At 37.9% G+C, this 22,158-nt stretch carries 23 protein-coding genes, 1 pseudogene and 1 riboswitch; of the genes and pseudogenes, 16 read left to right on the top strand and 8 right to left on the bottom strand.

The annotated features are described in order from the left end of the window. The first annotated feature begins 44 nt into the window (after positions 1-44). From CDZ88_RS06530 to CDZ88_RS06545, 4 genes are all read left to right on the top strand, one after another. A complete protein-coding gene (locus CDZ88_RS06530) occupies positions 45-1,088 on the top strand; it encodes a homoserine dehydrogenase (RefSeq protein ID WP_100372779.1) in 1,044 nt (347 codons plus the stop codon). 23 nt (positions 1,089-1,111) lie between these two features. After that, entirely contained in the window at positions 1,112-2,551 is a 1,440-nt protein-coding gene (locus CDZ88_RS06535) for an aldehyde dehydrogenase family protein (protein ID WP_100372780.1), read from the top strand. A gap of 35 nt (positions 2,552-2,586) precedes the next feature. Then, positions 2,587-3,771 carry a M24 family metallopeptidase gene (locus CDZ88_RS06540; RefSeq protein WP_100372781.1) on the top strand — a complete coding sequence of 395 codons (1,185 nt, stop codon included), beginning with the start codon at positions 2,587-2,589 and terminating at the stop codon, positions 3,769-3,771. 132 nt (positions 3,772-3,903) lie between these two features. After that, a complete protein-coding gene (locus CDZ88_RS06545) occupies positions 3,904-4,827 on the top strand; it encodes a DMT family transporter (protein WP_100372782.1) in 924 nt (307 codons plus the stop codon). A 44-nt stretch (positions 4,828-4,871) separates the two neighbouring features. Here the strand turns inward: CDZ88_RS06545 and dapA are convergent, their stop codons facing one another. Beyond that, positions 4,872-5,759, bottom strand: coding sequence for a 4-hydroxy-tetrahydrodipicolinate synthase (gene dapA / locus CDZ88_RS06550; RefSeq protein WP_100374615.1), 888 nt, complete (start codon positions 5,757-5,759; stop codon positions 4,872-4,874). Between the two features lie 132 nt (positions 5,760-5,891). Continuing rightward, positions 5,892-6,073: riboswitch (Lysine riboswitch) on the bottom strand. An 86-nt stretch (positions 6,074-6,159) separates the two neighbouring features. Beyond that, positions 6,160-6,327: an aspartyl-phosphate phosphatase Spo0E family protein gene (locus CDZ88_RS06555; protein ID WP_100372783.1), complete on the bottom strand. Its 168-nt coding sequence runs from the start codon at positions 6,325-6,327 to the stop codon at positions 6,160-6,162. A 310-nt stretch (positions 6,328-6,637) separates the two neighbouring features. On the opposite strand from CDZ88_RS06555, the gene CDZ88_RS06560 reads away from it, so the two are divergent. Beyond that, on the top strand, positions 6,638-7,258 hold the full coding sequence (locus tag CDZ88_RS06560) for a YhcN/YlaJ family sporulation lipoprotein (RefSeq protein ID WP_157796492.1): 621 nt from the start codon (positions 6,638-6,640) through the stop codon (positions 7,256-7,258). A gap of 37 nt (positions 7,259-7,295) precedes the next feature. Here the strand turns inward: CDZ88_RS06560 and CDZ88_RS06565 are convergent, their stop codons facing one another. Then, positions 7,296-7,859, bottom strand: a complete 564-nt coding sequence (locus CDZ88_RS06565; RefSeq protein ID WP_100372785.1) for a hypothetical protein — start codon at positions 7,857-7,859, stop codon at positions 7,296-7,298. A gap of 113 nt (positions 7,860-7,972) precedes the next feature. Here CDZ88_RS06565 and CDZ88_RS17345 point away from each other — a divergent pair, with 113 nt between their 5' ends. The 5 genes from CDZ88_RS17345 (at position 7,973) to CDZ88_RS17350 (ending at position 11,452) form a co-directional block, all read left to right on the top strand. Then, positions 7,973-8,131 (top strand): hypothetical protein, encoded by a 159-nt coding sequence (locus CDZ88_RS17345; RefSeq protein ID WP_157796493.1) that lies wholly within the window; start codon positions 7,973-7,975, stop codon positions 8,129-8,131. Positions 8,132-8,249: 118 nt separating this feature from the next. Next, on the top strand, positions 8,250-9,107 hold the full coding sequence (locus tag CDZ88_RS06570; protein WP_100372786.1) for a Cof-type HAD-IIB family hydrolase: 858 nt from the start codon (positions 8,250-8,252) through the stop codon (positions 9,105-9,107). A 28-nt stretch (positions 9,108-9,135) separates the two neighbouring features. After that, positions 9,136-10,107: a YbgA family protein gene (locus CDZ88_RS06575; RefSeq protein ID WP_100372787.1), complete on the top strand. Its 972-nt coding sequence runs from the start codon at positions 9,136-9,138 to the stop codon at positions 10,105-10,107. An 807-nt stretch (positions 10,108-10,914) separates the two neighbouring features. Further along, a complete protein-coding gene (locus CDZ88_RS06580; RefSeq protein WP_100372788.1) occupies positions 10,915-11,118 on the top strand; it encodes a cold-shock protein in 204 nt (67 codons plus the stop codon). Between the two features lie 175 nt (positions 11,119-11,293). Next, positions 11,294-11,452, top strand: coding sequence for a hypothetical protein (locus tag CDZ88_RS17350; RefSeq protein ID WP_157796494.1), 159 nt, complete (start codon positions 11,294-11,296; stop codon positions 11,450-11,452). Positions 11,453-11,543: 91 nt separating this feature from the next. On the opposite strand, the pseudogene CDZ88_RS06585 reads toward CDZ88_RS17350, so the two are convergent. The 4 genes and pseudogenes from CDZ88_RS06585 to CDZ88_RS06600 all read right to left on the bottom strand — a co-directional run bounded on the left by CDZ88_RS06585 (position 11,544) and on the right by CDZ88_RS06600 (position 14,815). Beyond that, positions 11,544-11,806: pseudogene (locus CDZ88_RS06585) on the bottom strand (ArsR/SmtB family transcription factor). Between the two features lie 13 nt (positions 11,807-11,819). After that, positions 11,820-12,596, bottom strand: a complete 777-nt coding sequence (locus CDZ88_RS06590) for an SDR family NAD(P)-dependent oxidoreductase (RefSeq protein WP_332849219.1) — start codon at positions 12,594-12,596, stop codon at positions 11,820-11,822. Between the two features lie 114 nt (positions 12,597-12,710). After that, positions 12,711-14,249 (bottom strand): AbgT family transporter, encoded by a 1,539-nt coding sequence (locus tag CDZ88_RS06595; RefSeq protein ID WP_100372789.1) that lies wholly within the window; start codon positions 14,247-14,249, stop codon positions 12,711-12,713. Positions 14,250-14,614: 365 nt separating this feature from the next. After that, positions 14,615-14,815: a cold-shock protein gene (locus tag CDZ88_RS06600; RefSeq protein WP_100372790.1), complete on the bottom strand. Its 201-nt coding sequence runs from the start codon at positions 14,813-14,815 to the stop codon at positions 14,615-14,617. Between the two features lie 305 nt (positions 14,816-15,120). Here CDZ88_RS06600 and CDZ88_RS06605 point away from each other — a divergent pair, with 305 nt between their 5' ends. The 5 genes from CDZ88_RS06605 to CDZ88_RS06625 all read left to right on the top strand — a co-directional run bounded on the left by CDZ88_RS06605 (position 15,121) and on the right by CDZ88_RS06625 (position 20,994). Continuing rightward, positions 15,121-16,791 (top strand): acyl-CoA dehydrogenase family protein, encoded by a 1,671-nt coding sequence (locus CDZ88_RS06605; protein ID WP_100372791.1) that lies wholly within the window; start codon positions 15,121-15,123, stop codon positions 16,789-16,791. A gap of 115 nt (positions 16,792-16,906) precedes the next feature. Then, entirely contained in the window at positions 16,907-18,697 is a 1,791-nt protein-coding gene (locus CDZ88_RS06610; RefSeq protein WP_100372792.1) for an SEC-C domain-containing protein, read from the top strand. Between the two features lie 158 nt (positions 18,698-18,855). Next, a complete protein-coding gene (locus CDZ88_RS06615) occupies positions 18,856-19,548 on the top strand; it encodes a DUF1538 domain-containing protein (RefSeq protein ID WP_100372793.1) in 693 nt (230 codons plus the stop codon). Further along, positions 19,545-20,285: a DUF1538 domain-containing protein gene (locus CDZ88_RS06620; protein WP_100372794.1), complete on the top strand. Its 741-nt coding sequence runs from the start codon at positions 19,545-19,547 to the stop codon at positions 20,283-20,285. Before CDZ88_RS06615 ends, CDZ88_RS06620 begins: the two co-directional genes overlap by 4 nt. Then, positions 20,269-20,994 carry a P-II family nitrogen regulator gene (locus CDZ88_RS06625; RefSeq protein WP_232718581.1) on the top strand — a complete coding sequence of 242 codons (726 nt, stop codon included), beginning with the start codon at positions 20,269-20,271 and terminating at the stop codon, positions 20,992-20,994. Before CDZ88_RS06620 ends, CDZ88_RS06625 begins: the two co-directional genes overlap by 17 nt. Positions 20,995-21,046: 52 nt before the next feature. On the opposite strand, the gene CDZ88_RS06630 is transcribed toward CDZ88_RS06625, so the two are convergent. Then, positions 21,047-21,493, bottom strand: a complete 447-nt coding sequence (locus tag CDZ88_RS06630; RefSeq protein ID WP_100372796.1) for a hypothetical protein — start codon at positions 21,491-21,493, stop codon at positions 21,047-21,049. A 207-nt stretch (positions 21,494-21,700) separates the two neighbouring features. Here CDZ88_RS06630 and CDZ88_RS06635 point away from each other — a divergent pair, with 207 nt between their 5' ends. Next, a complete protein-coding gene (locus CDZ88_RS06635) occupies positions 21,701-22,129 on the top strand; it encodes a protein-tyrosine phosphatase family protein (RefSeq protein ID WP_100372797.1) in 429 nt (142 codons plus the stop codon). Positions 22,130-22,158 lie beyond the last annotated feature (29 nt).

Raw genomic sequence — 22,158 nt, forward strand, 5'->3', positions numbered from 1 at the left:
TTCCCTTTTAAACACTATTAATAAGAGAAGAGGTGACGGAGAGCGTGACACATCAGATTGCATTAATAGGTTTTGGTGGAGTAGGTCAAGGCGTGGTGAGATTATTAAAAGAAAAATACGAATATGTAAGCACCCAGTATAAATGTCATTTTAAAGTGGTTTCGATTTGTGATTTATATAAAGGTTCGCTCCACTGTGATGATGGTTTGGATCTTGATTCAATTATTGCTTCGATTGATCGAGACAGAACGTTGGATCATTATCAGGATCATTCAGGTTTGATCCGTGGCCTAACAGCAAAAGAGACCATTGAAAGAACAAACGCTAAAACGATCATTGAAATGACTTATACAAATGTAGAAACAGGTCAACCAGCAATCGATCATTGTAAGACTGCTTTTACGAATAAGCGCAATGTGATCTTAACGAACAAAGGTCCTGTGGCTATAGCTAAACAAGAACTAGAAAGAGAAGCTCGTAAACATGGCGTACGTTTCTTTTATGAAGGAGCTGTGATGAGCGGTACGCCAGCTATTCGAATGCCGAAGATGACTCTATGCGGAAATGAGTTTCTAAAGGTACAGGGCATTTTAAATGGGACAACGAATTATATGTTGACTCAAATGGAGCAAGGTTTAGACTATGACGAAGCTTTAGGAAAGGCTCAACAATTAGGCTATGCAGAGGCAGACCCTACAAATGATGTGAAGGGATTTGATGTCTTATATAAAGTGCTTATTTTAAGTCAAGAACTGTTTGGTGTTGTGTTAAGAAAAGAACAGGTTTCTTGTGTAGGTATTGAGAAAATTACTCCGGATCTAATAGAAGAAGCAACGAGAGAAGGAAAAAGGTGGAAGTTACTTGGTTCAATTGAAAAGACAGATGATGGGGTTCAGGCTTTTGTAAAACCTGTCAAAGTACCATTATCAGATCCTCTAGCTTCTGTTAATGGAGCTACTAATGCGATTACGTACGATTGTGATATATCTGGTGCGATTACACTGATTGGTGCAGGGGCTGGTATAAAAGAAACTGCTTTTGCCGTCTTAATTGATTTGATTCATCTAGAAGGGTGGAGATCGACTTAACCTTTACAAAAGGGGTGATTAGGATGCGTGGACAAATGTTACATGAAAGAATGTTTATTAATGGGGCTTGGGAGAGGCGAGAGGAAACATTTGAAGTGTATGATCCAGCTAACGGAAACTGTATTGCTCTTGTTCCAAAAGCGAGCAAAGAGGATGTAGAGGGAGCGATACGATCAGCGAAAATAGGCGCAACCATTTCAAATGATCTACCTGTTCATCAAAGATATACGATTTTAATGGATACAGTTGCTTATCTTCAAGATCATACGGAGCTATTTGTTGAAACGATTGTAATGGAAAGTAGTAAAACTATACGAGAAGCAAAGCGAGAAGTTTCGCGTTGTATGGAGACAATCCGGATTAGTGCAGAGGAAGCAAAACGAATAACTGGCGAGACGATTCCTTTCTCACAAATGCCTAATCACATTGGACGTGTTGGCTATGTTACAAGAGTGCCGGTTGGGATTGTGGCTGCGATCACACCGTTTAATGACCCATTAAATCTTGTTGCTCACAAAGTTGCTCCAGCAATCGCATCAGGTAATGCGGTGATTTTAAAGCCCTCAAGTGAAACGCCATTGAGTGCGATTCGCCTAGTGGAGGCCTTTTTAGAAGCTGGCTTACCAAAAGAGATCTTGTCAGTAATCACAGGGAGCGGAAGAGAAATTGGAGATACGCTTGTTTCTTCAGAAGATGTTCGATTTATTTCCTTTACGGGTGGCTATCATACCGGGGAAGCAATTACGAAAAAAGCAGGCGTGAAAAAAATAGCGATGGAACTCGGGTCGAATGCACCTACTATTGTGCTCGCTGATGCCGATCTTGAAGAAGCTGTTCAATCAACGGTTTCAGGAGCTTTTGGAGTAGCAGGTCAAAACTGTATCGGCGTTCAGCGACTTTATGTAGAAGAACCAGTGTTTGAGACGTTTACGAATCGTTTTGTGAGTGAAACGAAGAAATTAACAGTTGGTGATAAACGAGACATCTGCACAGATGTCGGTCCGATGATTTCGGAAAAAGAAGCGAAACGAGTGGAATCGTGGATTTTAGAGGCGTGTGCAAACGGAGCTACCTTACATTGCGGAGGAAGAAGGCAAGGGGCATTTATCACTCCAGCTGTTCTTACAAATGTCAGTCAACAAGAGAAATTAATGAAAGAAGAAGTGTTTGGCCCCACCGCAACGATTACTTCGGTCGCTTCTTTAGACGAGGCAATACGTTTAGCTAATGATAGTTGCTACGGATTACAAGCTGGCATTTTCACTACAAGTATGAATGCTGCTTTCAGCGCGATTGATAAATTAGATGTTGGTGGTGTGATGGTCAATGATAGTAGCGATGTGCGGATTGATGCAATGCCGTTTGGCGGCGTAAAACGTTCTGGGCTTGGAAGGGAAGGAATTAAATCAGCCATTCTAGCTATGACAGAAGAGAAAGTGGTCGCATTTAATCTAAAAAAATAAATATGTAATGGAGTTATTGGGATGGGGGGTTGTGTATGTTTGCTTTAACAGAATACGAAGAGCGGCTAAAAAAAACAAAAATAAAAATGGTTGAAATGGGCATTGATGTGTTATTGATCTCCAACCCTTCTAATATGTATTATTTAACCAACTACAATGCATGGAGTTTTTATGTTCATCAGATCATGATTGTGACACTTGAGGACTCACAACCTATTTGGATTGGTAGGCAAATGGATGCGACAAGTGTTGAGAAAACGACATGGCTAGATACGAACCATATTATTTCATATCCAGATTATTATGTTCAATCAAGTGAGCGTCACCCGATGGACTTTGTCGTCAAGATCGTTGAGGAGATCGGGCATAGTAAACGACGAATCGGACTTGAAATGGATGCCCATTATTTTACAGCAGCATGTTATGCGAAACTGTTAAAAGGGTTACCAAATGCGCTTATTAAAGATGCGACAGTACTTGTGAACCTCGTCAGGTTGATCAAATCACCTGCAGAAATTTCCTATATGAGGACTGCGGCAAAGATTGCAGAAGCGTCCATGCAAGCAGGCTATGATAAATTAGCGGTAGGGATGCGGGAATGCGATGTGGCAGCAGCGATTTATGAGTCGCAAATTCGTGGATTAGAAGATTGTGGCGGTGATTATCCTTCGATTGTACCAATGCTTCCCACAAATGAAAATACATCTTGTCCTCATTTAACATTCAGTGAGAGAAAGTATAAGCGAGGAGACTTTCTAACCATTGAAATGGCAGGTGTGTACAAACGCTATCATGCACCACTCGCGAGAACGCTCTCACTTGGTGTGGCACCAGCTTATGTAAAAGAGCTTTCAAAAGTTGTGCAAGAAGGTATTGAGATCACTCTCGATGCGATTACACCTGGTATAACCGCAGAAGAAGTCGAGAGAACATGGAGTGAGGCTATTGCAAAACACGGATATCAAAAAAGTTCTCGTTTAGGGTATTCGATCGGCGCAAGCTTTCCACCAGATTGGGGAGAGCACACGATAAGCTTTCGGACAGGAGATAAGTCGATTCTAAAACCGAATATGACATTTCATTTGATGCCGGGTATTTGGTATGAATCCTACGGTGTTGAAATTACTGAATCGATTCTTATCACAAAAAAGGGTGTCGAAACGTTAACCAATTTCAACCGTGAATTGTACGAAAAACCTATTGTAGAAACGGCAATCTAAAAACGACTTTATGTCGATGTTCAAACACTACGTCAATTGTAGTGTTCTTTTTTGTCTAGAGAAACTACGTACAAATCCTTCGCAAAATGATAAAATAAACTAAGAACGATTTTCGAGAGGTAGGATTTGAACGTGGAGAAGAAGTCACTAATTATTACATATGGTTTAATAATGTTTGTCATGATCATATGGGGATTAAATGTTGTGATGTTAAAAGTATTGGTCGAGACGTTCCCCCCACAAACGATGACCGCTTTAAGGATTTTCACAGCTGGTATTGTGACCATGTTGATCGTTTTATTTGGACGTTCTTTTAGGGCGTTAACGAAACAAGAGTGGATCTATTCGTTACTTGCGATGGTATTTGGTGTAATGCTTCATCATACCTTTTTAGCTCAAGGTCTGACGATGATTAATGCGTCGAATACAGTCCTTATCTTAGGGCTATTACCGTTAACTACAGCTTTGTTTGCGGTCATGTTTTTAGGAGATTCTTTAACGAAGTGGAGAGTACTAGGCATAGGATTAGCTTTAACGGGGGTCTTTTTTATACAAGGAGGAACAGGGACTCTAACCGTGCGAGCTGGAGAAGTATATGTGTTTTTAGCGATGCTCGTTCAGGCGATTAGTTTTGTTTTTATTAAAAAAGCAACGATCACACTTGATTCAAGACAGATGACAGGGATGATGCTTGTGATCGGTTCCGTTGGATTGCTTCTTGCTAGTTTCTTTATCGAACCAAACGGTATGAATAGTATGATGGACGCCCCGCCGTTTATCTATCTTATCTTTTTCTTTTCAGCCATTGTCGCAACAGCGATCGGACATTTTGTCTTTAACGCCTCCATTCAAAAAATTGGAGCGGGACAAACAGCGATTTTTAATAATTTCGTTCCATTCTTTGGACTTGTCTTTTCAGCGATCTTCTTGAATGAAACGATTCATTACTACCAACTGATTGGTTTCTTATTTATAGTTGCAGGTGTGTTATTTGGTACAGGGTATGTAGAAAGATATTGGGTTAGTAAAGTACCACAGCACGGAAAAAGCATGTAGCTAATTAGCTACATGCTTTTTGAGGTTCTCAATCAATTTTCTATTTAGCTTACAAAGTAACTTACAGTGGGCTTAATGACGTTGGTTAGTTCTTGTTGTTGTTCGTGTGTTAATGGAACAAGTGGAAGTCTTACTCCACCGACATTAACGCCATATAGTGCTAGAGCTGCTTTGACAGCTGTTGGGTTTGGTGCCATAAATAATGTGTTCATAATCGGAACGAGTTGGCGGTGTTGAGTAGCAGCTGCTTGCACTTGCCCCGCTAAATAATGACGAACCAATTGTTGCATTTGGTTTCCGACAACGTGGGAAGCGACAGACACGACGCCTGTTCCACCGATCGCTAGTATAGGTAATGTTAAGCTGTCATCGCCACTATAAAGCGAAAATCCTTCTGGGGCGTGTTCAATGATTGTTGCCATTGCATCCAAGTCAGCACTTGCTTCTTTCGTTGAAACAATATTAGGTACTTCCGCAAGACGTAAGGTTGTTTCTACACTAATGGTGACAGCACTTCTACCTGGGATATTGTAAAGCATGACAGGTAGCTTTGTTGCCTCAGCAATTGTTTTAAAATGTTGGTAAAGCCCTTCTTGGGACGGTTTATTATAATAAGGTGCAACTAGCATAATGCCATCGACACCAATTTCTTGTGCTTGTTTTGTTAATTGAATAGAAGCCGCTGTGTTGTTAGAGCCAGTACCAGCTATAACGGGGACTCTTTTGTTGACTGCCTTTACAACTGTTTTAAATAAGATTAGTTTTTCATCGGTTGTTAATGTAGGTGATTCACCTGTAGTTCCACCAACAACTAATGCATCGGAACCATTAGCTATAAGATAATTGACAAGTTCCTTTGTTGACTCAACACAAAATTCCCCTTGCTCATTAAATGGTGTGACCATTGCGGTTAAAATACGTCCAAAATTCATGATATTCACCCTCGATTCGTAATAATATGTTGTCTCAAATAGGTGGGCTACATGTGCAATAAGCACAAAAAAACAACAATGAGGAAATCCCATTGTTGCATGGACATGTTGTATATGAACAAGCATTCCAATGCGTGAGATAGCCCTCCATGTAATGATGACACTACATGACAGTCCTGTACTTATTTAGTACAGTCCCAGCGTGCAAAGAATGAGCATCTTTACGCTTCGGCAACTATCCCTTTAAAGATACATCATTAGAGCTCATTCTCTTCAGTATCTCTACTCTTGATTGTTGCGCCTCTACCCTCACTTCAGTATGTGAAGTAAAGATTATTCATTTTGTGAATTAAACATATCAGAACTCTACATTGATTGCAATGGGTTTGGACAAAATTACTTAATTTACGTACTGTTGTGATTTTACTTGGTGTTGTTCGATTTGTAATTGATTTAAGAGCTGATCAAGTTCCTGACTACATTGAACGGTTTGATCCGAGGTGAAACCGTATTTTTTTGCTAAATTAAACATCTGTCTACGTTTTAATTCAATTTTTATACATAACATACCCTTCAACTCCATACCTGTTCTATTGAAAAAAAGACGGACCCCATGAATTTGTGAAGGGTTCTTGGTGAGAGTGTCATGTCTTCTTTCACACAAAGCTTATTATACCCATGTTTTGAATGTTAAAAAGCGATTCAACGAAAGTAGTCAAATTAAGCGAGAATTAGTAACACTTCGACAAGAACTGCAACGAACCTATGGAAATAATTTGTTTTTTTGATGATTAGCCACTTATTTAACAATAATGTTTACGGACGAACTGGTGTCGAACGAACAATAGATGCGAATAATAAAGGACAAGGGGGGAGTTATGAAAAAAAGTATACTGTTTTTTATGGTTTTACTTTGTCTGTCAGGCTGTACGATTGAACAAAAGGCTACACTTGGTGCGAATGACGATCGTTATGAGGGGTATAGTGGATATGGTGTTCAAAGGGTAAGAAATTGGGAAGGCCCTTTAATGGATATGATGGTTCCAGATGCATCACCAAAAGGCATAACAGATCCTGCACATGAGCTTACGACTTCTAATGATTATGTCTCAGGTAACCGAAATTTAGGAATGAACCATGAAGGAAATGCGGGATTCGGGGCAAGGGTGTATACAAATCGACCTGGGGTGTTACGTGATAAAATATCTTATTCTGATCAACTCACACGTGACATGTCAGACGCTTATTCAATATTAACTGAGGAAAATAAAGATGTAGATCTAAAAACGAAAATAGAGTCTTTAGATGAAGTTAAACATCTATATGTACAAGAAAATGAGCGTACAGTTGTGATCGGCTTAGAAGGCAACCATTCAAGTCATCAATCATTGAAGCAACTTGTCCATCAAATTGCTGAAAAATATTACCCGAATAAGCAAGTCATTGTGACAACAGATCGCCAATTTATCAAAAGAATGGGCCATTTAGACAAGAAATAAGGCATGCATCAGCATGCCTTATTTCTTGTCTGTTGAATTAATAGAAGCCATGTTTTTCAGAAAGTGACATAAATTCTCTTTCCATTAACTTATGAGACATCATGGCATTTTCATAATGAACACGCGCATTTTCTGCTTGAAGTGGATGCACAGGTGTTTTCATATCAAAGAGCACTCTCTCGATAGCGTTGTATTCATGTATCAAGGTGAGGTGTCCTTCGTGGAATGCTTGAAACTCATGTGGTCTTCGGACATTTTCAAAGATCACACTTTGGTTTTTTAATGTTTCAATGGTCGAAGTAACTGTGGAGATATCAGAGCTACTTAATGTTTGTTGTTGCATAATCGGTGCAATCGACTCGAGATGTTCAATGCTGTGCTCTAAGAAATTTCCAGCTTCTTTCGCATAGGCGATTAGCTCAGAATCTGCACGGTGTTTTAGACGATTTTGTTCTGTATTGTTAGGGAAGCGTTGAGCACCGTAATAGCCTTCTTTTTCATTTTGAACAACGTCATCAATTAATTTTGCACTATTGTCTTGCATACAACCTGTCAATAAAATAATTACCGCTGCTAAAAGAATTGTATATGCTTTTTTCACATGATCACCTCATTACAATTAGATAACGCTAGTGTTAGATGAAAAAGGAAATAATATGCATCTAGACAACCTTTCCATTCATAGAGTAGTACAAAGTGAATTGGAGGGTTCAGATGATGGTAACGACAATTGTACTCCTGTTCTTTGCCTTATTTTTGGGTATCATGTTACTCGGAAACCATATGTCTAATTTATTCGAACAAATACTAGAAAAAGAAGCTGACAAAGTACTAGCAAGAATTGATGAAGCTTTAAAAGAGGAAGTGAAATAAACGAAGAGACAGGAGACTTTACGTTTCTGTCTTTTTTGTCTTATCCTATTTATTTGCGAGACGAGCTTTAATTGATTACAATAAGGTTAATATGTATTAAGAACGGGAGTGTTTGAGGATGAAATTGATTGCCATTGATATGGACGGTACGTTATTAAATGATCAACGTAAAGTTACTGAAGAGAATGCTAAGGCGATAAAGTTCGCTCAGCAAAAAGGAATCGAAGTCGTAATTGCCACAGGTAGAGATGATAAAGAGGCAAGAATTCCTTTAACAGAAGCAGGTCTAAGTTGTCCGGTGATTAGTGTGAACGGAGCTGAAATACAAACAGCTAATAAGAAGCTTCTACAGAAAACGTCTTTAGCGCGTACGACTGTAAAAGAAATTACTGAAATTTTAAAAGAAAATGATGTCTATTACGAAATTTATACAAATCAAGGGGCATTTACAGATGATTATGAGGCTGGAATCCAAACGGTAATTGATGTCTTAAAATCAGCGGGTTCAACAAATACATATGAAGAAATGAGAAAGATCGCTAAAGAAAGATTTTCAAATGGGGCAGTAACACATATTGAAGATTATGAGGTGTTATTTAGCAATCAAAATAATGATTTTTACAAAGTATTAGCTTTTTCACATAATGATTCAGATCGTGAACGTGCTAGGCGAAAATTAGACAACATGGAAGCTATAGCTGTCAGTTCATCAGCTTCAGAAAACTTAGAAATTACTCACAAGCATGCTCAAAAAGGGGTGGCTCTTAGAGAATATGCTACGCTTAAAGGCATTTTATTAGAAGATGTCATGGTGATTGGTGACAATGGCAATGATTTATCTATGTTTGAAGTAGCAGGGGTCTCTGTGGCTATGAAAAATGCTATCCCGAAAGTGAAAGAAGCAGCAGACGAAGTCACTTTAAGCAATGATGATAGTGGTGTAGCCATTGCCATCATGAAAAAAATCAAGTCATGATCCAAATGAAAGAATTTGAGGTGTGTGTATGCGTGAATTTGCCAAGCCTAGAGTCGTTGTCAGTAAATGTCTAGAGTTTGATGCATGTCGGTACAACGGTGAAAGGATTCCAGATAAGTTAATTGCTAAGCTTGAACAGTATGTTGAGTTTATTCCGATTTGTCCTGAAGTTGAAATTGGTCTAGGAACACCTAGAGAAGTCATTAGGCTCGTTGCAACCGGCGAGCAAACAACGCTTGTCCAACCTAATACGAATCAAGATTTAACTGAAAAAATGAATGAATTTTCAGAAGAATATTTACATACTTTGACAGAGATTGATGGTTTTATATTGAAGACGAGATCACCTAGTTGTGGGCTGTTTGACGCCAAAGTATACAGTGGAATCGAGAAAGCCCCAGTCGTCCGAACTGAATCGGGGATCTTCACTGCGCGCGTGAAGGAACATTTTCCGCTTACAGCTAAAGAAGATGAAGGGCGCTTGAAAAATTTCACTGTGCGAGAACATTTTTTAACTAGGTTGTTTACGATTGCTGAATTCCGTGTTGTAAAAAAAGAACATTCAATCTCCAAACTGATGCAATTTCAAGCAAAAAATAAATATTTATTCATGGCAGTTCATCAAGACTCGATGAGGAAATTAGGAAGAATTGTAGCTAATCACGAAAAGGAGGAAGAAAAGATTGTTTTTCAAAAGTATGAAGAAGAATTACAGACCCTTTTCTCAAGAATACCAAAGCTCACCGACCATATTAATGTTTGCCAACATGTGTTTGGCTATTTCTCCAAGCATTTAACAAAAGCAGAGAAAGATCATTTTTTAATTGCGCTTGATCAATATAAAGAACAAAAAATTCCTTTAAGTAGTGTATTAACGATGTTACGTTCATGGAGTTACCGATTTGAAAATGACTATCTGCTAAGTCAAAATTACTTCACTCCATATCCTGAAGATCTTGTTGCAATCAGTGATTCAGGTAAAGGAAGAAGCTTAAGTTAAACAAACACCTAGTCGCTATTGACTAGGTGTTTGTTGCATCTAATAACGTTTTATATCGTTGAAGAATGAAGGAACAGTAAAAAAATTCTAAAAGTAAGAAGAATCGAGTCATTACCAAAACAGAGTTAACATAGAGATGTATTAATACAACTTAAAAAAGTTGTTGACTATTATAATACAGTTGCATATACTAAGGTTAAGAAAACAGAACATTTAAAAAACGAAGGGGTGTTGAGGATGGAAAAGGTAAAAACAAACACGGAGCGCAAGCCAGTAGAAGTGAAGGATGAGCCGTCGATCCTTGAAATGATTAACGATTATTACAGCCGAAACTAAGAAAGTGATTCAACAAGACCACTCAATGTGTCATGAGTGGTCTTGTTATTGTACAGGAGTAGTTAAGTAGGACTGTAGACGCTGGATAATAAAAAAGAAATTGCATTTTCGTTTGGGTTAATTTATAATATCCCTTGCAAAAAAACAATAAATAGGTTATAGTAAGGGTATGGTTTTGATTCTTTCAACGATAGTGCTTTCAATCAACTGGCGCGGTCATAGGAGCCGCAAGGATGAAAGAGAGGTAGGGCTTTTATTGTTTGGAAAATTAAAGCGAGATCTTTTATACCTTTTTATATAAGTGTTTTTTCATGAGTAGCACAGGCAAGGGTTAAGTATTCACATGTTATAAGGGATATTCACTCGGTGTGATGTGATTGATGTTCCTTATAATATGTGAATTTTCATTTACCATAGTTTGTAAATACGATTGACATATTAAGAATTTATCTAAGAATGGGGTTTTTAAGCATGACACAAACTGGTACAGTAAAATGGTTTAATGCAGAAAAAGGTTTCGGTTTTATCGAAGTAGAAGGCGGGAATGATGTATTCGTACACTTCAGCGCTATCACTGGTGAAGGTTTCAAATCACTTGACGAAGGTCAAGCTGTTGAGTTCGAAATCGTAGATGGCGATCGCGGACCTCAAGCTGCTAACGTTGTAAAACGCTAAGTAGTATATAGAAGAGCTATCTCGCTTAGAGGTAGCTCTTCATTTTGCTTATATAAAGATAATTTCACATACTGTATTAGTAAATGATATAAAGATATCGACATAGCAAAAGAAGTTTACTTTATCCCGATTTGAGGAATAGGTCAATAATTAATTAAAATTGGGGGTAAAAATAATGCATGAACAATACGAACCGACAATTCTTGAAATGAGAAAGAAACTTAATATGATGAAGGAAGATCGCCATCAATATAAGAGAGAAGCGTTTATTGAGGTCTACGAGGAATACGTACAAACATTAGAACAGTATATTGAAGCCTTAGTAAAAAGATAAAAAGAAGCTAGACGGTGATATATTTATCGCTGTCTAGCTTCTTTCATTTATCGAAACATGTTTGCTCGATCATTTGTATCATTTCTTTTAATTATGTGACAGAAGGTTGCAACGTTAGGCTGTAGTACCGGCTCGTTCCTTGTTTGTCATCTTTAACAAGACCGCCCTGGCGTAGCAACTTTAAGTGATAGAGATTGCCGGACGTGATAATAATCGGCTACAGTCTGCTATTTGATTGACTGTGAGTGGTTCGGTCTCTGATAGTAATAAAATAATATCTTGTCTAGCAGGGTCACTTAGTAATTGGAACAAAGGGATGCATTCTCTGAACAGTTCTATCGTTTTATCGCTCATATTAAAAGGGCGCCTACAATCTTGCTTGGGCCTTCTTGACGATTTTCCTTACAGTTTTACGTGGAAGGAGGCGTACGAGACTACTTAAGGCTTTATTCTGAAGTCCAGGGATAATGATCGTCTTTTTCTTCATGAAGGAGTTAAACGCTAGACTTGAAACTTCAGATACATCCATAGCTCCTTGGTTAAATAATTTTGATGATTCCAATTGAGCTCGCTTAACAAAACCAGTATTTGTTGGACCTGGGCATAAACATGAAACATAAACACCTGTCCCTTTGAACTCTTCATCTAATGCTTCAGAAAAGGATAGAACATAAGCTTTTGTGGCGTAATAGACAGCCATTAACGGACCGGGCATAAAAGCAGCGATTGAGGCAACGTTTAATATTCCTCCATATCCGCGCGATATCATGTCAGGAGAGAAGCGTTTTGTTAATTCTGTTAAGGTTCGGATGTTTAAGTCGATCATAGAGAGTTCTTCGTCCAAATTTGTTTTCGTGAATTCACCGTACAAACCAAATCCAGCATTATTTACTAAAAAATCTACTTGAATGTTTAATTCGCTAATTTCTTCATGAAGTTCTTTGACGGAACCAAGCTTACTTAAATCTTTTTTAATGATTGTGACCTTTACATCATAGTCATTTTGAATAGAGGTTGAGAGTTTAGTTAATTTATCTTCTGAGCGTGCGACGATGACTAAATCATGACCGTGTGTAGCGAATTCCTTCGCTAACTCTAGACCAATGCCATCTGAAGCACCAGTGATTAAAGCTGTTGTTTTCATAATTGCCTCCAATGTGTATATGTTTAAACATATAATAATAATATAGCGATCAAGATTTGTCTATTAGTTCAACCACAAAAAGGAACTTGACCAGTTGGCCAAGTTCTTTTTAGATTAAGGATAATAAATCGGTGATGCTGGTCCTAGATCAATACCTAACAACATCCATACAATTAACATCACTGCCCAAACAATTGAAAATACAATCGAATAAGGGACCATAACTGAAATTAATGTACCAATACCCATCTTCTTATCATACTTTTGCGCAAAGGCGATAATAATTGCGAAGTATGTCATAAGTGGGGAAATGATATTAGTTGTGGAGTCAGCAATACGGTAAGCCATCTGTGTAAGCTCAGGTGAATATCCAAGCTGCATCATAATTGGGATGAACACAGGAGCCATAATTGCCCATTTAGCTGAAGCACTACCGATAAACAAGTTAATGAAACCTGCAACAACCATAAATGAAAGTACAAGTGGAATTCCTGTGAATGAAACGCTCTGAAGGAATTCTGCACCGTATACTCCTAATACAAGTCCCATGTTTGTTTCATTAAAGAATGCTACGAATTGACCTGCTGTAAAAGCAAGGACAACGAACATACCCATAGAGGCCATAGTGTCTGACATTTGGTTTGCTACATCTTTATCATTTTTAATTGTTTTCATTAAGACGCCATAAACAATACCAGGAATTAAGAAAACAAATAGAATGATCGGTCCTAAAGAACGCATGAATGGAGAGTTTACAATAGCGTTTGGCCCATCTCCGCGAAGAGGTCCCCATTCAGGAACAATCAATAGAGCCATGATGGCAATGACAGCAAGCATAGAAATACCTGACCAAATTAATGCTTTTTTCTCAGCAGGTTTTAAATAATCAATTTTCTCAGCGTCATCTGCTTCTGTTTTTTTGTAAGTACCAAGTCTTGGTTCAACAAGTTTCTCGGTTACGAACGTACCAGCAATAGTGAGGATAAAAACAGATGCTGCGATAAAGTAATAGTTCATCGCAATATTAATGCCCTCTGCATAAGCTGGATCAAATGTTGCGGCTGCTTGTCTTGTTAGTTCTCCAAGCATAGGATCTGTTGCTGAGAGGAATAAATTCGCACTAAATCCGGCAGAAACCCCTGCGAATGCAGCTGCAAGACCAGCGAGTGGGTGCCTTCCTAACGCAATGAAAAGTAAAGCTCCTAATGGTGGTAGTACTACATATCCCGCATCAGATGCAACACTAGACATAATCCCAGCAAAAACGAGTGCAGCTGTGATTAAACGCTTAGGTACGGATGTGACAAGTCCACGAAGAGCGGCACTAATTAATCCACTACGTTCAGCGACCCCAATACCGATCATTGTTGCAAGAACAACGCCTAGTGGAGCGAAGTTAATAAAGTTACTTACCATACTAGTGACAATGTATTTAATGCCCTCTGAGGAAAGTAGGTTTGTAATGGTTACTTCAACACCTGGTTCGGCTGGGCTTTCGACACTAACGCCCATACTTGAAAATATAGCGGAAGCAAACACAACCAACACCGCTAAAATAGCAAAAAGTGTGATTGGGTGTGGCAGTTTGTTGCCGGCCACTTCAATAAACGTTAGAAATTTATTGAAAGCGCCGTTCTTTTTACCGTTTTCCATAAGGTTATAAGCTCCCCTCTAATATGTAATTTTCAGTCGATTTATGTCTGGGTATAGACACGTTTATCATTCTACATGAAAAACAAGAAAGGAAGAAACAAGTTTTTGAAACTGAGTGAATAAATAAAACTTTAGTCCTATAAATACTTGTAGAATAATAACTAAATGTTCAAAAAAAACCTACAGATAGAATATTTATAATAGTTAGAATGTTGACGTGAACGTGTTTTAAAGGGATTTTGGAGGGAGTGTAAGAGATGAATAGGGAAGAGAGATCATTCACGTAAATCAGTTGATAAGATATATCGATATATTAATATAACGACAAGAAAAAACCTCCCTATATGATAGGGAGGTTTGGATTATTATGCTTTTTCAACGTTAGCTGCTTGCTCGCCACGGTTACCTTCAACGATTTCAAACGTTACAGCTTGACCTTCGTCAAGTGATTTGAAACCTTCACTTTGGATAGCTGAGAAATGTACGAATACATCGTCGCCACCTTCGCGCTCGATAAAACCAAAACCTTTTTCTGCGTTGAACCATTTTACTGTACCTTGTAACATTGTAGTTCCTCCTATAGTGCTTGTTGCACAAAATGTATTACTATTCTCGTCATAATTAAAGTAGTAGAGGAAATTAACAGATGTTTTCTTTCTTCACTTACATTTAAGAACGATCAAAAATAACTTACTTAAGTTTAGCATATCAATTTGAAAAGCGCAAGGGCATTAACAGAGTTCTTGGAAAAAAATACTTTTTAGAAGGTTTTTGTCAGAGTTTATTGAAGTTAACATACACGTATACGGAGTAATTGTTAGCTATATGTCAAAGGGGTATTGAGAATCAATCATTTAATTATTTGGGGGAAATGTCGTTGAATTACTACAAAGGAGATCTACTTATTCAAAAAATTTTAAAGAAAAGTTTACCTAAAGCATATTACGAGTGGGCCGATAATGAACTAAGTTCGTTTGGTGAAAGTTGTGCGAATGAAATCAATCAACGGGCAATTCATACGGACCGAGAAGGACAACCTCGATTGATTAAATATAATAAGTTCGGAGAAGACGTTTCAGAAGTATGGGTAAATGATGGGTACAAACAAACCGTTTCAGAAACATATAAGCGAGGGATTGTCGGTTATGTACATAAAGAAATACCAGCACTAGGTCACAAGGGGAATTATGTCTATTCGTTTGCTCAAGGTTATTTATTGTCTCAATCAGAGCCAGGGTTTTATTGTCCAGTCACTTTAACTATGGCTACGGCCCTTTTACTTGATCGCTACGCAAATGAAGATGTGAAACAACGCTTTTTACCTCATGTAATTTCTACTGGGGAGATCAATTTATACGAAGGGGCAACATTCTTAACTGAAAGACAAGGTGGTTCTGATGTCGGTGCAAATGTTGTTCACGCTCAATCAGATGGGGATACGTTCCGAATAACAGGAGAGAAGTACTTTGCATCTAATGCTGGAAATTGTGGTGTAGCCATGGTTCTTGCCCGGACAGATGGTGCTTCAAAAGGTTCCAAGGGGTTAAGCTTGTTTGCAGTTCCTTGGCGGAGAGAGGATGGTTCATTGAATGGAATAACGATTCGTCGTTTAAAAGACAAACTAGGAGTACGTGCCGTTCCTTCAGCTGAAGTCGAGTTTCAAGATTCAGTTGCCTACTTAGTAGGTAAACAAGAAAAAGGAATTCATTACATGATGGAGGCGTTAAATTTATCACGTATTTGTAACGCGGTTGCATCGATTGGAATTATGCGCCGGGCTTATAGAGAAGCACTAACGTATGCGACCGATCGAGAAGCATTTGGGCAAACACTTACGACGTACCCGATGATTCAAGATACATTATTAAATATGGCTGTAAAATTAGAAATTGAGACGATAGCAATATTTCAATTGGTGTCAGAATACGATGAATTAATGAACATAGATTCTGAATCTTCAGTATGTGAAGAGGCTTATGTTCGTTTGCTTATCGCTATTTTAAAGAAAGAGTCTGCAGAGCAAGCGATTCATTTTTCTCATGAAGCTATTGAAATGTTAGGTGGGAATGGTTATATAGAAGATTTTGTGACACCTCGATTACTTCGAGATGCACAAGTTCTAACGGTGTGGGAAGGGACGGCAAATATTTTAGGAATAGAGGTTTTACGATTAATGAGCAAACATCGCGTACATCACTATTTCGAAAAAAGGATTTTACAGAAATTAGACAATGTATCGCTAGAGTGGGACAAGTATTCTGAGCAGATAAAAAAAGAGCTTCACGAGCTTGTAAGGCTTACTACATTTGTTGAACAGGCTGATGAGTTAACAAAAACGTATTATTCAAAACGCGTAGCTAAAAAAATGCTCGATGTCTTTGAAGCAACCGTGGCATTAGAGTGGGCAGCTGAAGGCGAAAGCCGTGAAAAAAGAGTACTTGAGCGCTTTTTAAAACAGACATTTAATCAGGATGGATCGTTTGAAAGTGCTGAACATGTGCAAGTAGATTTCAATGAAATTATTATAAGAGAACAAAAATAATCCGAATGAGTAACAATCATTGATTTATAGGAGCAATTTCATCTATTATATAAGGTGGTTTGTTTTTAGATAATCTAAAAACAAAAAATGAACGGTTAAGTAGGAGAGGCAGAATATGACTATTAAAAGAAACGACCCATGTGTATGTGGAAGTGGCAACAAGTATAAAAAATGCTGCATGAACAAACAAACGATGAAAGAAGTATCAGTTCAGCAAGTCGATCAATATGTCGTTAAACGTAAACAACTAATTGAAAAACTTCGCATGTTTATGAAAGACCAATTCCCAGCGAAAGAGCGATACTTCTTAGAGAAAGAGTTTAATGACCGTACGGAAGAAGCGGTGCCACCTAAGTTACGCGCATCTTTTTCAGAACTTTGGATGCTATTCTTTTATGAGCACAATGAAAAAGGACGTTTGATTGAACAATTTAGTACTGAATATAAAGGCCAACTTTCAACAGATGAGCATCAAATGATTAAAAGTTGGAGCTTACTTACACCAAGATTAATGAGTGCAGTCGACAGACAAGAGAATACTGTCACTTTCTTAGACAGTATGAGTAAGGAATGGTATCACGTTCCATTATCATCTGAACAAGAAACATCTTTTGCGCCATGGTACGGTACATTTAGCTTAATCGAGCCTTTCGGGGAGCAGCATATGTTATATGGTGTCAGACTATTTGAAGGACCACTTCACATCACAGAGGCAAAGAAATATGTTGATGAATTAATAGATTCACATGACTTAGCACCAAGTGAACTACTTAGAAAATTCTATCCGGAAATTTTAGCCGTATTCATTCAAGGACTAAAACTTGAGGATGGATCGACATCAAAAATGATTAAACAGAAAAAAACATCGTGGGTAGTAAAAGACGCTAAAAAAGTGCAAGAACTTCTTGAAGTACAACCTACAATTTATTTAGAAGAGTGGGAAGGCGAACAAAAAACAGCAAGTTTCATCTCTGATTGGTTTGAATACAGAGACAGCCTCATGGACGGAGTGGTACATACGACAGAAGTGAGAAGTACGATTCAGCTCAAAGACTCAGACTTAATCGTAGAGAGTTTTGATCCTATAGCGATGGAAGAAGTAACTGAGTTATTAAAAAATTCTCAGTTAGCAACATGTGAGAGTGAAAAAATAGATGAATGGGAAATCCCCGTTCATGCTGAGATGCGCAATATGTTGATTCAAATGAAACCTGAGACACCAAAGCATTTCTCTCTCTTTGCACAAAATCATTTTGAATCGCAGATGAATCAGCCACAGTTCTATTTGAACAATCAATCGATTACCGAATTAGTTGACAAAGGTGATATTGAAACGGTTGAGCATTGGTTAAGGCAATCTGAATATGATGTGTATATCTCACAAAAGGCTAGGTTTGGTGTTGTGGAAGAAACTGCGGATTATAACACGATCCGTTCAAAATTGAACTTGCCACTCTCTCCATTTGTAACAGGTGTAAAAGATCGTCAATCTTCTTACACGACCTTACACTTAACGAAAGAAGAGAAGGCAGATCATTTAAAGAATGCTTTTTATCAGGTGCGGCTTGATGAATTTCTCCACTTGAAAACAGAGGGGAAATCTGATGCGACTATAAGAAAGTATCGAAATAGCTTAAAGATGGTATCTAAGCTCTATCAATCAATTGAACACATCAGCAGTTGGCATGAAGTAACGAATGACCAATGGAGTAAAATGTTAAATCATGATTTACTTGAGCAATACCCGACTATGAGTAAAACGCAATGTAAAGATTTTATCAGTACTACAAAGGCCTTTGTTAAGTGGGTCGATACGGTTGAAGGTACTTTGATGACGCCAGAAGTTACGAACAGCTTAAAAGAAGTTGAAGAGCGATTTAAACAACAAGAAATAAGTGTAAACTAACATAAAATCGCATACATGATCATGTGTGCGATTTTTTACATTCTCAACTTTACCAGAATGATATTATGTAAACTAAAAAGTTCTATTGGTTTTATCTAAACAACTTAAGGTAATATGTAAAGGTATAAGAAATGTGTATCGATAGAGAGGAGAATACGATGGGGCAAGTAAAAGATACAGTAAAAGAAGTGGTTTTTGCTGTACTACCGATAACAATGGTCATTGTCATCTTACAATTTACACTTATTTGGCTACCGATGGAAGTTTTTGTTCAGTTTTTAATTGGAGTCGTACTGGTCAGTGTAGGTCTGATTTTCTTTTTATTGGGGGTACACGTCGGATTGCTTCCTATTGGGGAAATGATTGGCTCAACATTACCGAAGACAAAAAAAGTTTGGTTAATTATTGCGGTTGGGTTTGTTTTAGGTTTTGTTGTAACGCTTGCCGAACCTGATGTTCGTGTCCTATCTCAACAAATTGATGATGTTTCTGCTGGAGAAATCTCACAAATGGTCTTAATCTATTCTGTTGCATTGGGTGTAGGTATTTTTGTTGCTCTTGCGATGATGCGTATTATTTTTTCGATTCAATTAAAGTGGTTACTATTAGGTGGATATAGTATCGTCTTTTTATTAGCGATTGTCACACCAGCAACGTATATTCCAATTTCCTTTGATTCTGGGGGAGTGACGACTGGTCCAATGACTGTTCCGTTTATCTTAGCTTTAGGAGTAGGTGTTTCTTCTGTATTGCGCGGTAAGTCTTCATCGAGTGATAGCTTTGGTTTAGTGGCGCTAGCGTCAATCGGTCCTATTATTGCCGTGCAAGTGTTAGGAGTGATCTACGGATGAATATCGTAATATTCGAAGGGTTTGGCGAGGTTTTATTAGAAGTATTCTTTGCGCTACTACCATTGTTGTTGTTTTTCCTTGTCTTCCAATTTTTCTTTTTGAAACTTGAAAAGAAGAAGTTAATTAATATAGGTAAAGGAATGATTTTATCCTTTATCGGATTGGCGTTATTTTTACAAGGAGTACATGTTGGTTTTTTTCCGGCAGGAGAACTAATGGGCGAGAAATTAGGAGAGTTATCTTACAGTTGGGTGCTTATTCCGATCGGATTTATTTTAGGGTTTGTTGCCACGTTTGCCGAACCTGCTGTTCGAATATTAAATGAGCAGGTCGAGAAAGTTTCTGGAGGATACATTTCTGAAAAAGTGATGCTTTACACGTTATCAATTGGTGTTGGAGTATCAATCTCGCTTTCGATGCTCAGAATTTTAGCTGGTTTCTCATTATGGTACTACATTTTACCAGGCTATCTACTTGCTGTTATTTTAGTGCTAATCTCAAGCCAAACATTTACAGCGATTGCTTTTGATTCAGGAGGAGTGGCTACAGGCCCTATGACGGTTACCTTCATTTTGGCGATTGCCGTAGGTGTCGCTTCTGTAACAGAGGGAAGAGATCCACTTATTGATGGGTTTGGTATGATTGCTCTTGTTGCATTAGCCCCAATATTATCCGTCTTAATACTTGGAATCTTGTATGAGAGGAAAGGCAGGGATCAACGTGAAACGCAATCATAATCACCAACTTTTTGTAACAATTGTTAAAAAGAATCAAGCAAGTAAACTAGTTAAAGCGGCAAAAGAAGCAGGAGCCGAAGGGGCGACAATTCTTTATGCAAGAGGTAGTGGGATCCATGAGAATAAGGAATTTCTAGGGATACCAATGGAGAATGAGAAAGAGCTAATTTTAACTGTTGCTAAACAAAGAATCATGAAGAATATTGTTGAAGCTGTTGTACGTGCTGGTTCCTTGAATCAATCAGGTAAAGGAATCGGATTCATTATCTCATTACCACATATTACAGGAATCTCTCATTTAAAAAAGGAAATAGATGAAACCGATGACGATTTTAAGATGGAGGGGGTAGATTTCATGGCAGAAGAACATATACCTTTTGAATTAATCGTAACAATTGTGAATAAGGGAGAGGCCGACCTTGTGCTAGATTCTTCAATGGAGGCAGGGGCAGAAGGTGGAACTGTCATTAATGGACGTGGCTCTGGCATTCATGAGAAAGCGACCTTCTTTAACATCCCTATCGAACCAGGAAAAGATGTTGTTCTAACATTAATTCATCAAAAACGTCGAGAAAAGGTTCTAAAGGCAATTGAGACAGGTGTTGGTTTAAATGAATCAGGCAAAGGGATCGCTTTTGTTATTGATGTTGAACGAGTCGTTGGTATAAACCATGTCATAGACGAGCTAAAAGACGGTAAGAAAAAATGAAAGTTGATTTAAAAAACGAGAGAGCAAAAATTCTCTCGTTTTTTAATCCAATCTAATGTATTTGGATGCCGTTCCTTAATAAATCGACTAAAATGGCTTTCGTTTCAGATACTCTCATGGTGTCACCTTGAACGAGGTAGTCATGCAGTTCGGTGAGATAATAATCAATTTCATGGTATTGTACACTTTGACGCATTTTTTCTTCTTGTTCTCGTAATACTTGAACACTAGAGGAATAATTTAAAATTCGATCTAAGATCTCAATGATTTCAGTCGATGAAAGGTCAACACAGATCAATTCCATGTATCGCTTGTGGCGAACAAAGGTTAATGAATTTTTCTCGTTGTTTTTATAAATAGTTAAAATCATCTTTCCGCGATCAAATCCCCAAAACACCCCGTATTGTAATTCATTCACTTCCTGAACAAGTTCGTTTAACTGATTTTTTCTTACACGAATGGTCAAATTATTAAATTTTTCTCTTTGGAAGTTAATCATCCAAACTCACCCCATTCACTTAAAAGATAAATAGAAATTAGTTTATCATATGCAAGCTTTGTTCAGAATATTAAAAAAACAATAAAAGGTCGAGTTTATTACTTTATATAAGATTTGACTTATATAATTATGTGCTTATATAATATAGTCGAAATAGAAAACATCATATTAATAAAAATACATGCAGTCGCTAAAAGGATGATCCAAATGTCAGCAACGAATTATCAACACTTAATAACGAACCGTATTTTTATCGGTGGAGCCGATGATGTGAAGGATGTACTGGAGAATGAAAAAGTAGATGTTGTCTTTGACTTGAGGGCTGAGGCTCCAGCGGAACGTACTATTCATCAAGCGATCCATTGTCCAATTGTCGATGATGAAATGAAACAAGATGAGTCTATCAAGCAATCGATTGATCAAGTTGTTAAAGCATTCAACGAAGGAAAGAATGTATATTTCCATTGTCAAGGCGGAAGTAATCGTACTGGAACGGTAGCAATTGGAACGCTACTGTCTTTAGGAGAGGCGAGTTCAATTGAAGAGGGAGAGCAGATTGCTCAATCGAAAAGAGCGAAAATTAAGGTGAAACCAGAAATGAAAGATTCATTGTCGCGACTGTTTCCAAATACATAATGATTACTAAATAATAAAAGACGTAAATC

This window comes from Bacillus sp. FJAT-45037, assembly GCF_002797325.1.
In the GTDB taxonomy this organism is placed as follows: domain Bacteria; phylum Bacillota; class Bacilli; order Bacillales; family Bacillaceae_D; genus Alkalihalophilus.

Coding starts and splice junctions, on each gene's coding strand:
- CDZ88_RS06535 (WP_100372780.1), top strand. CDS start 1,112: ATGCGTGGACAAATGTTACATGAAAGAATGTTTATTAATGGGGCTTGG.
- CDZ88_RS06540 (WP_100372781.1), top strand. CDS start 2,587: ATGTTTGCTTTAACAGAATACGAAGAGCGGCTAAAAAAAACAAAAATA.
- dapA (WP_100374615.1), bottom strand. CDS start 5,759: ATGAATTTTGGACGTATTTTAACCGCAATGGTCACACCATTTAATGAG.
- CDZ88_RS06555 (WP_100372783.1), bottom strand. CDS start 6,327: ATGTTATGTATAAAAATTGAATTAAAACGTAGACAGATGTTTAATTTA.
- CDZ88_RS06560 (WP_157796492.1), top strand. CDS start 6,638: ATGAAAAAAAGTATACTGTTTTTTATGGTTTTACTTTGTCTGTCAGGC.
- CDZ88_RS17345 (WP_157796493.1), top strand. CDS start 7,973: ATGATGGTAACGACAATTGTACTCCTGTTCTTTGCCTTATTTTTGGGT.
- CDZ88_RS06570 (WP_100372786.1), top strand. CDS start 8,250: ATGAAATTGATTGCCATTGATATGGACGGTACGTTATTAAATGATCAA.
- CDZ88_RS06575 (WP_100372787.1), top strand. CDS start 9,136: ATGCGTGAATTTGCCAAGCCTAGAGTCGTTGTCAGTAAATGTCTAGAG.
- CDZ88_RS06580 (WP_100372788.1), top strand. CDS start 10,915: ATGACACAAACTGGTACAGTAAAATGGTTTAATGCAGAAAAAGGTTTC.
- CDZ88_RS17350 (WP_157796494.1), top strand. CDS start 11,294: ATGCATGAACAATACGAACCGACAATTCTTGAAATGAGAAAGAAACTT.
- CDZ88_RS06590 (WP_332849219.1), bottom strand. CDS start 12,596: ATGAAAACAACAGCTTTAATCACTGGTGCTTCAGATGGCATTGGTCTA.
- CDZ88_RS06595 (WP_100372789.1), bottom strand. CDS start 14,249: ATGGAAAACGGTAAAAAGAACGGCGCTTTCAATAAATTTCTAACGTTT.
- CDZ88_RS06600 (WP_100372790.1), bottom strand. CDS start 14,815: ATGTTACAAGGTACAGTAAAATGGTTCAACGCAGAAAAAGGTTTTGGT.
- CDZ88_RS06605 (WP_100372791.1), top strand. CDS start 15,121: ATGTCGTTGAATTACTACAAAGGAGATCTACTTATTCAAAAAATTTTA.
- CDZ88_RS06610 (WP_100372792.1), top strand. CDS start 16,907: ATGACTATTAAAAGAAACGACCCATGTGTATGTGGAAGTGGCAACAAG.
- CDZ88_RS06615 (WP_100372793.1), top strand. CDS start 18,856: ATGGGGCAAGTAAAAGATACAGTAAAAGAAGTGGTTTTTGCTGTACTA.
- CDZ88_RS06620 (WP_100372794.1), top strand. CDS start 19,545: ATGAATATCGTAATATTCGAAGGGTTTGGCGAGGTTTTATTAGAAGTA.
- CDZ88_RS06630 (WP_100372796.1), bottom strand. CDS start 21,493: ATGATTAACTTCCAAAGAGAAAAATTTAATAATTTGACCATTCGTGTA.
- CDZ88_RS06635 (WP_100372797.1), top strand. CDS start 21,701: ATGTCAGCAACGAATTATCAACACTTAATAACGAACCGTATTTTTATC.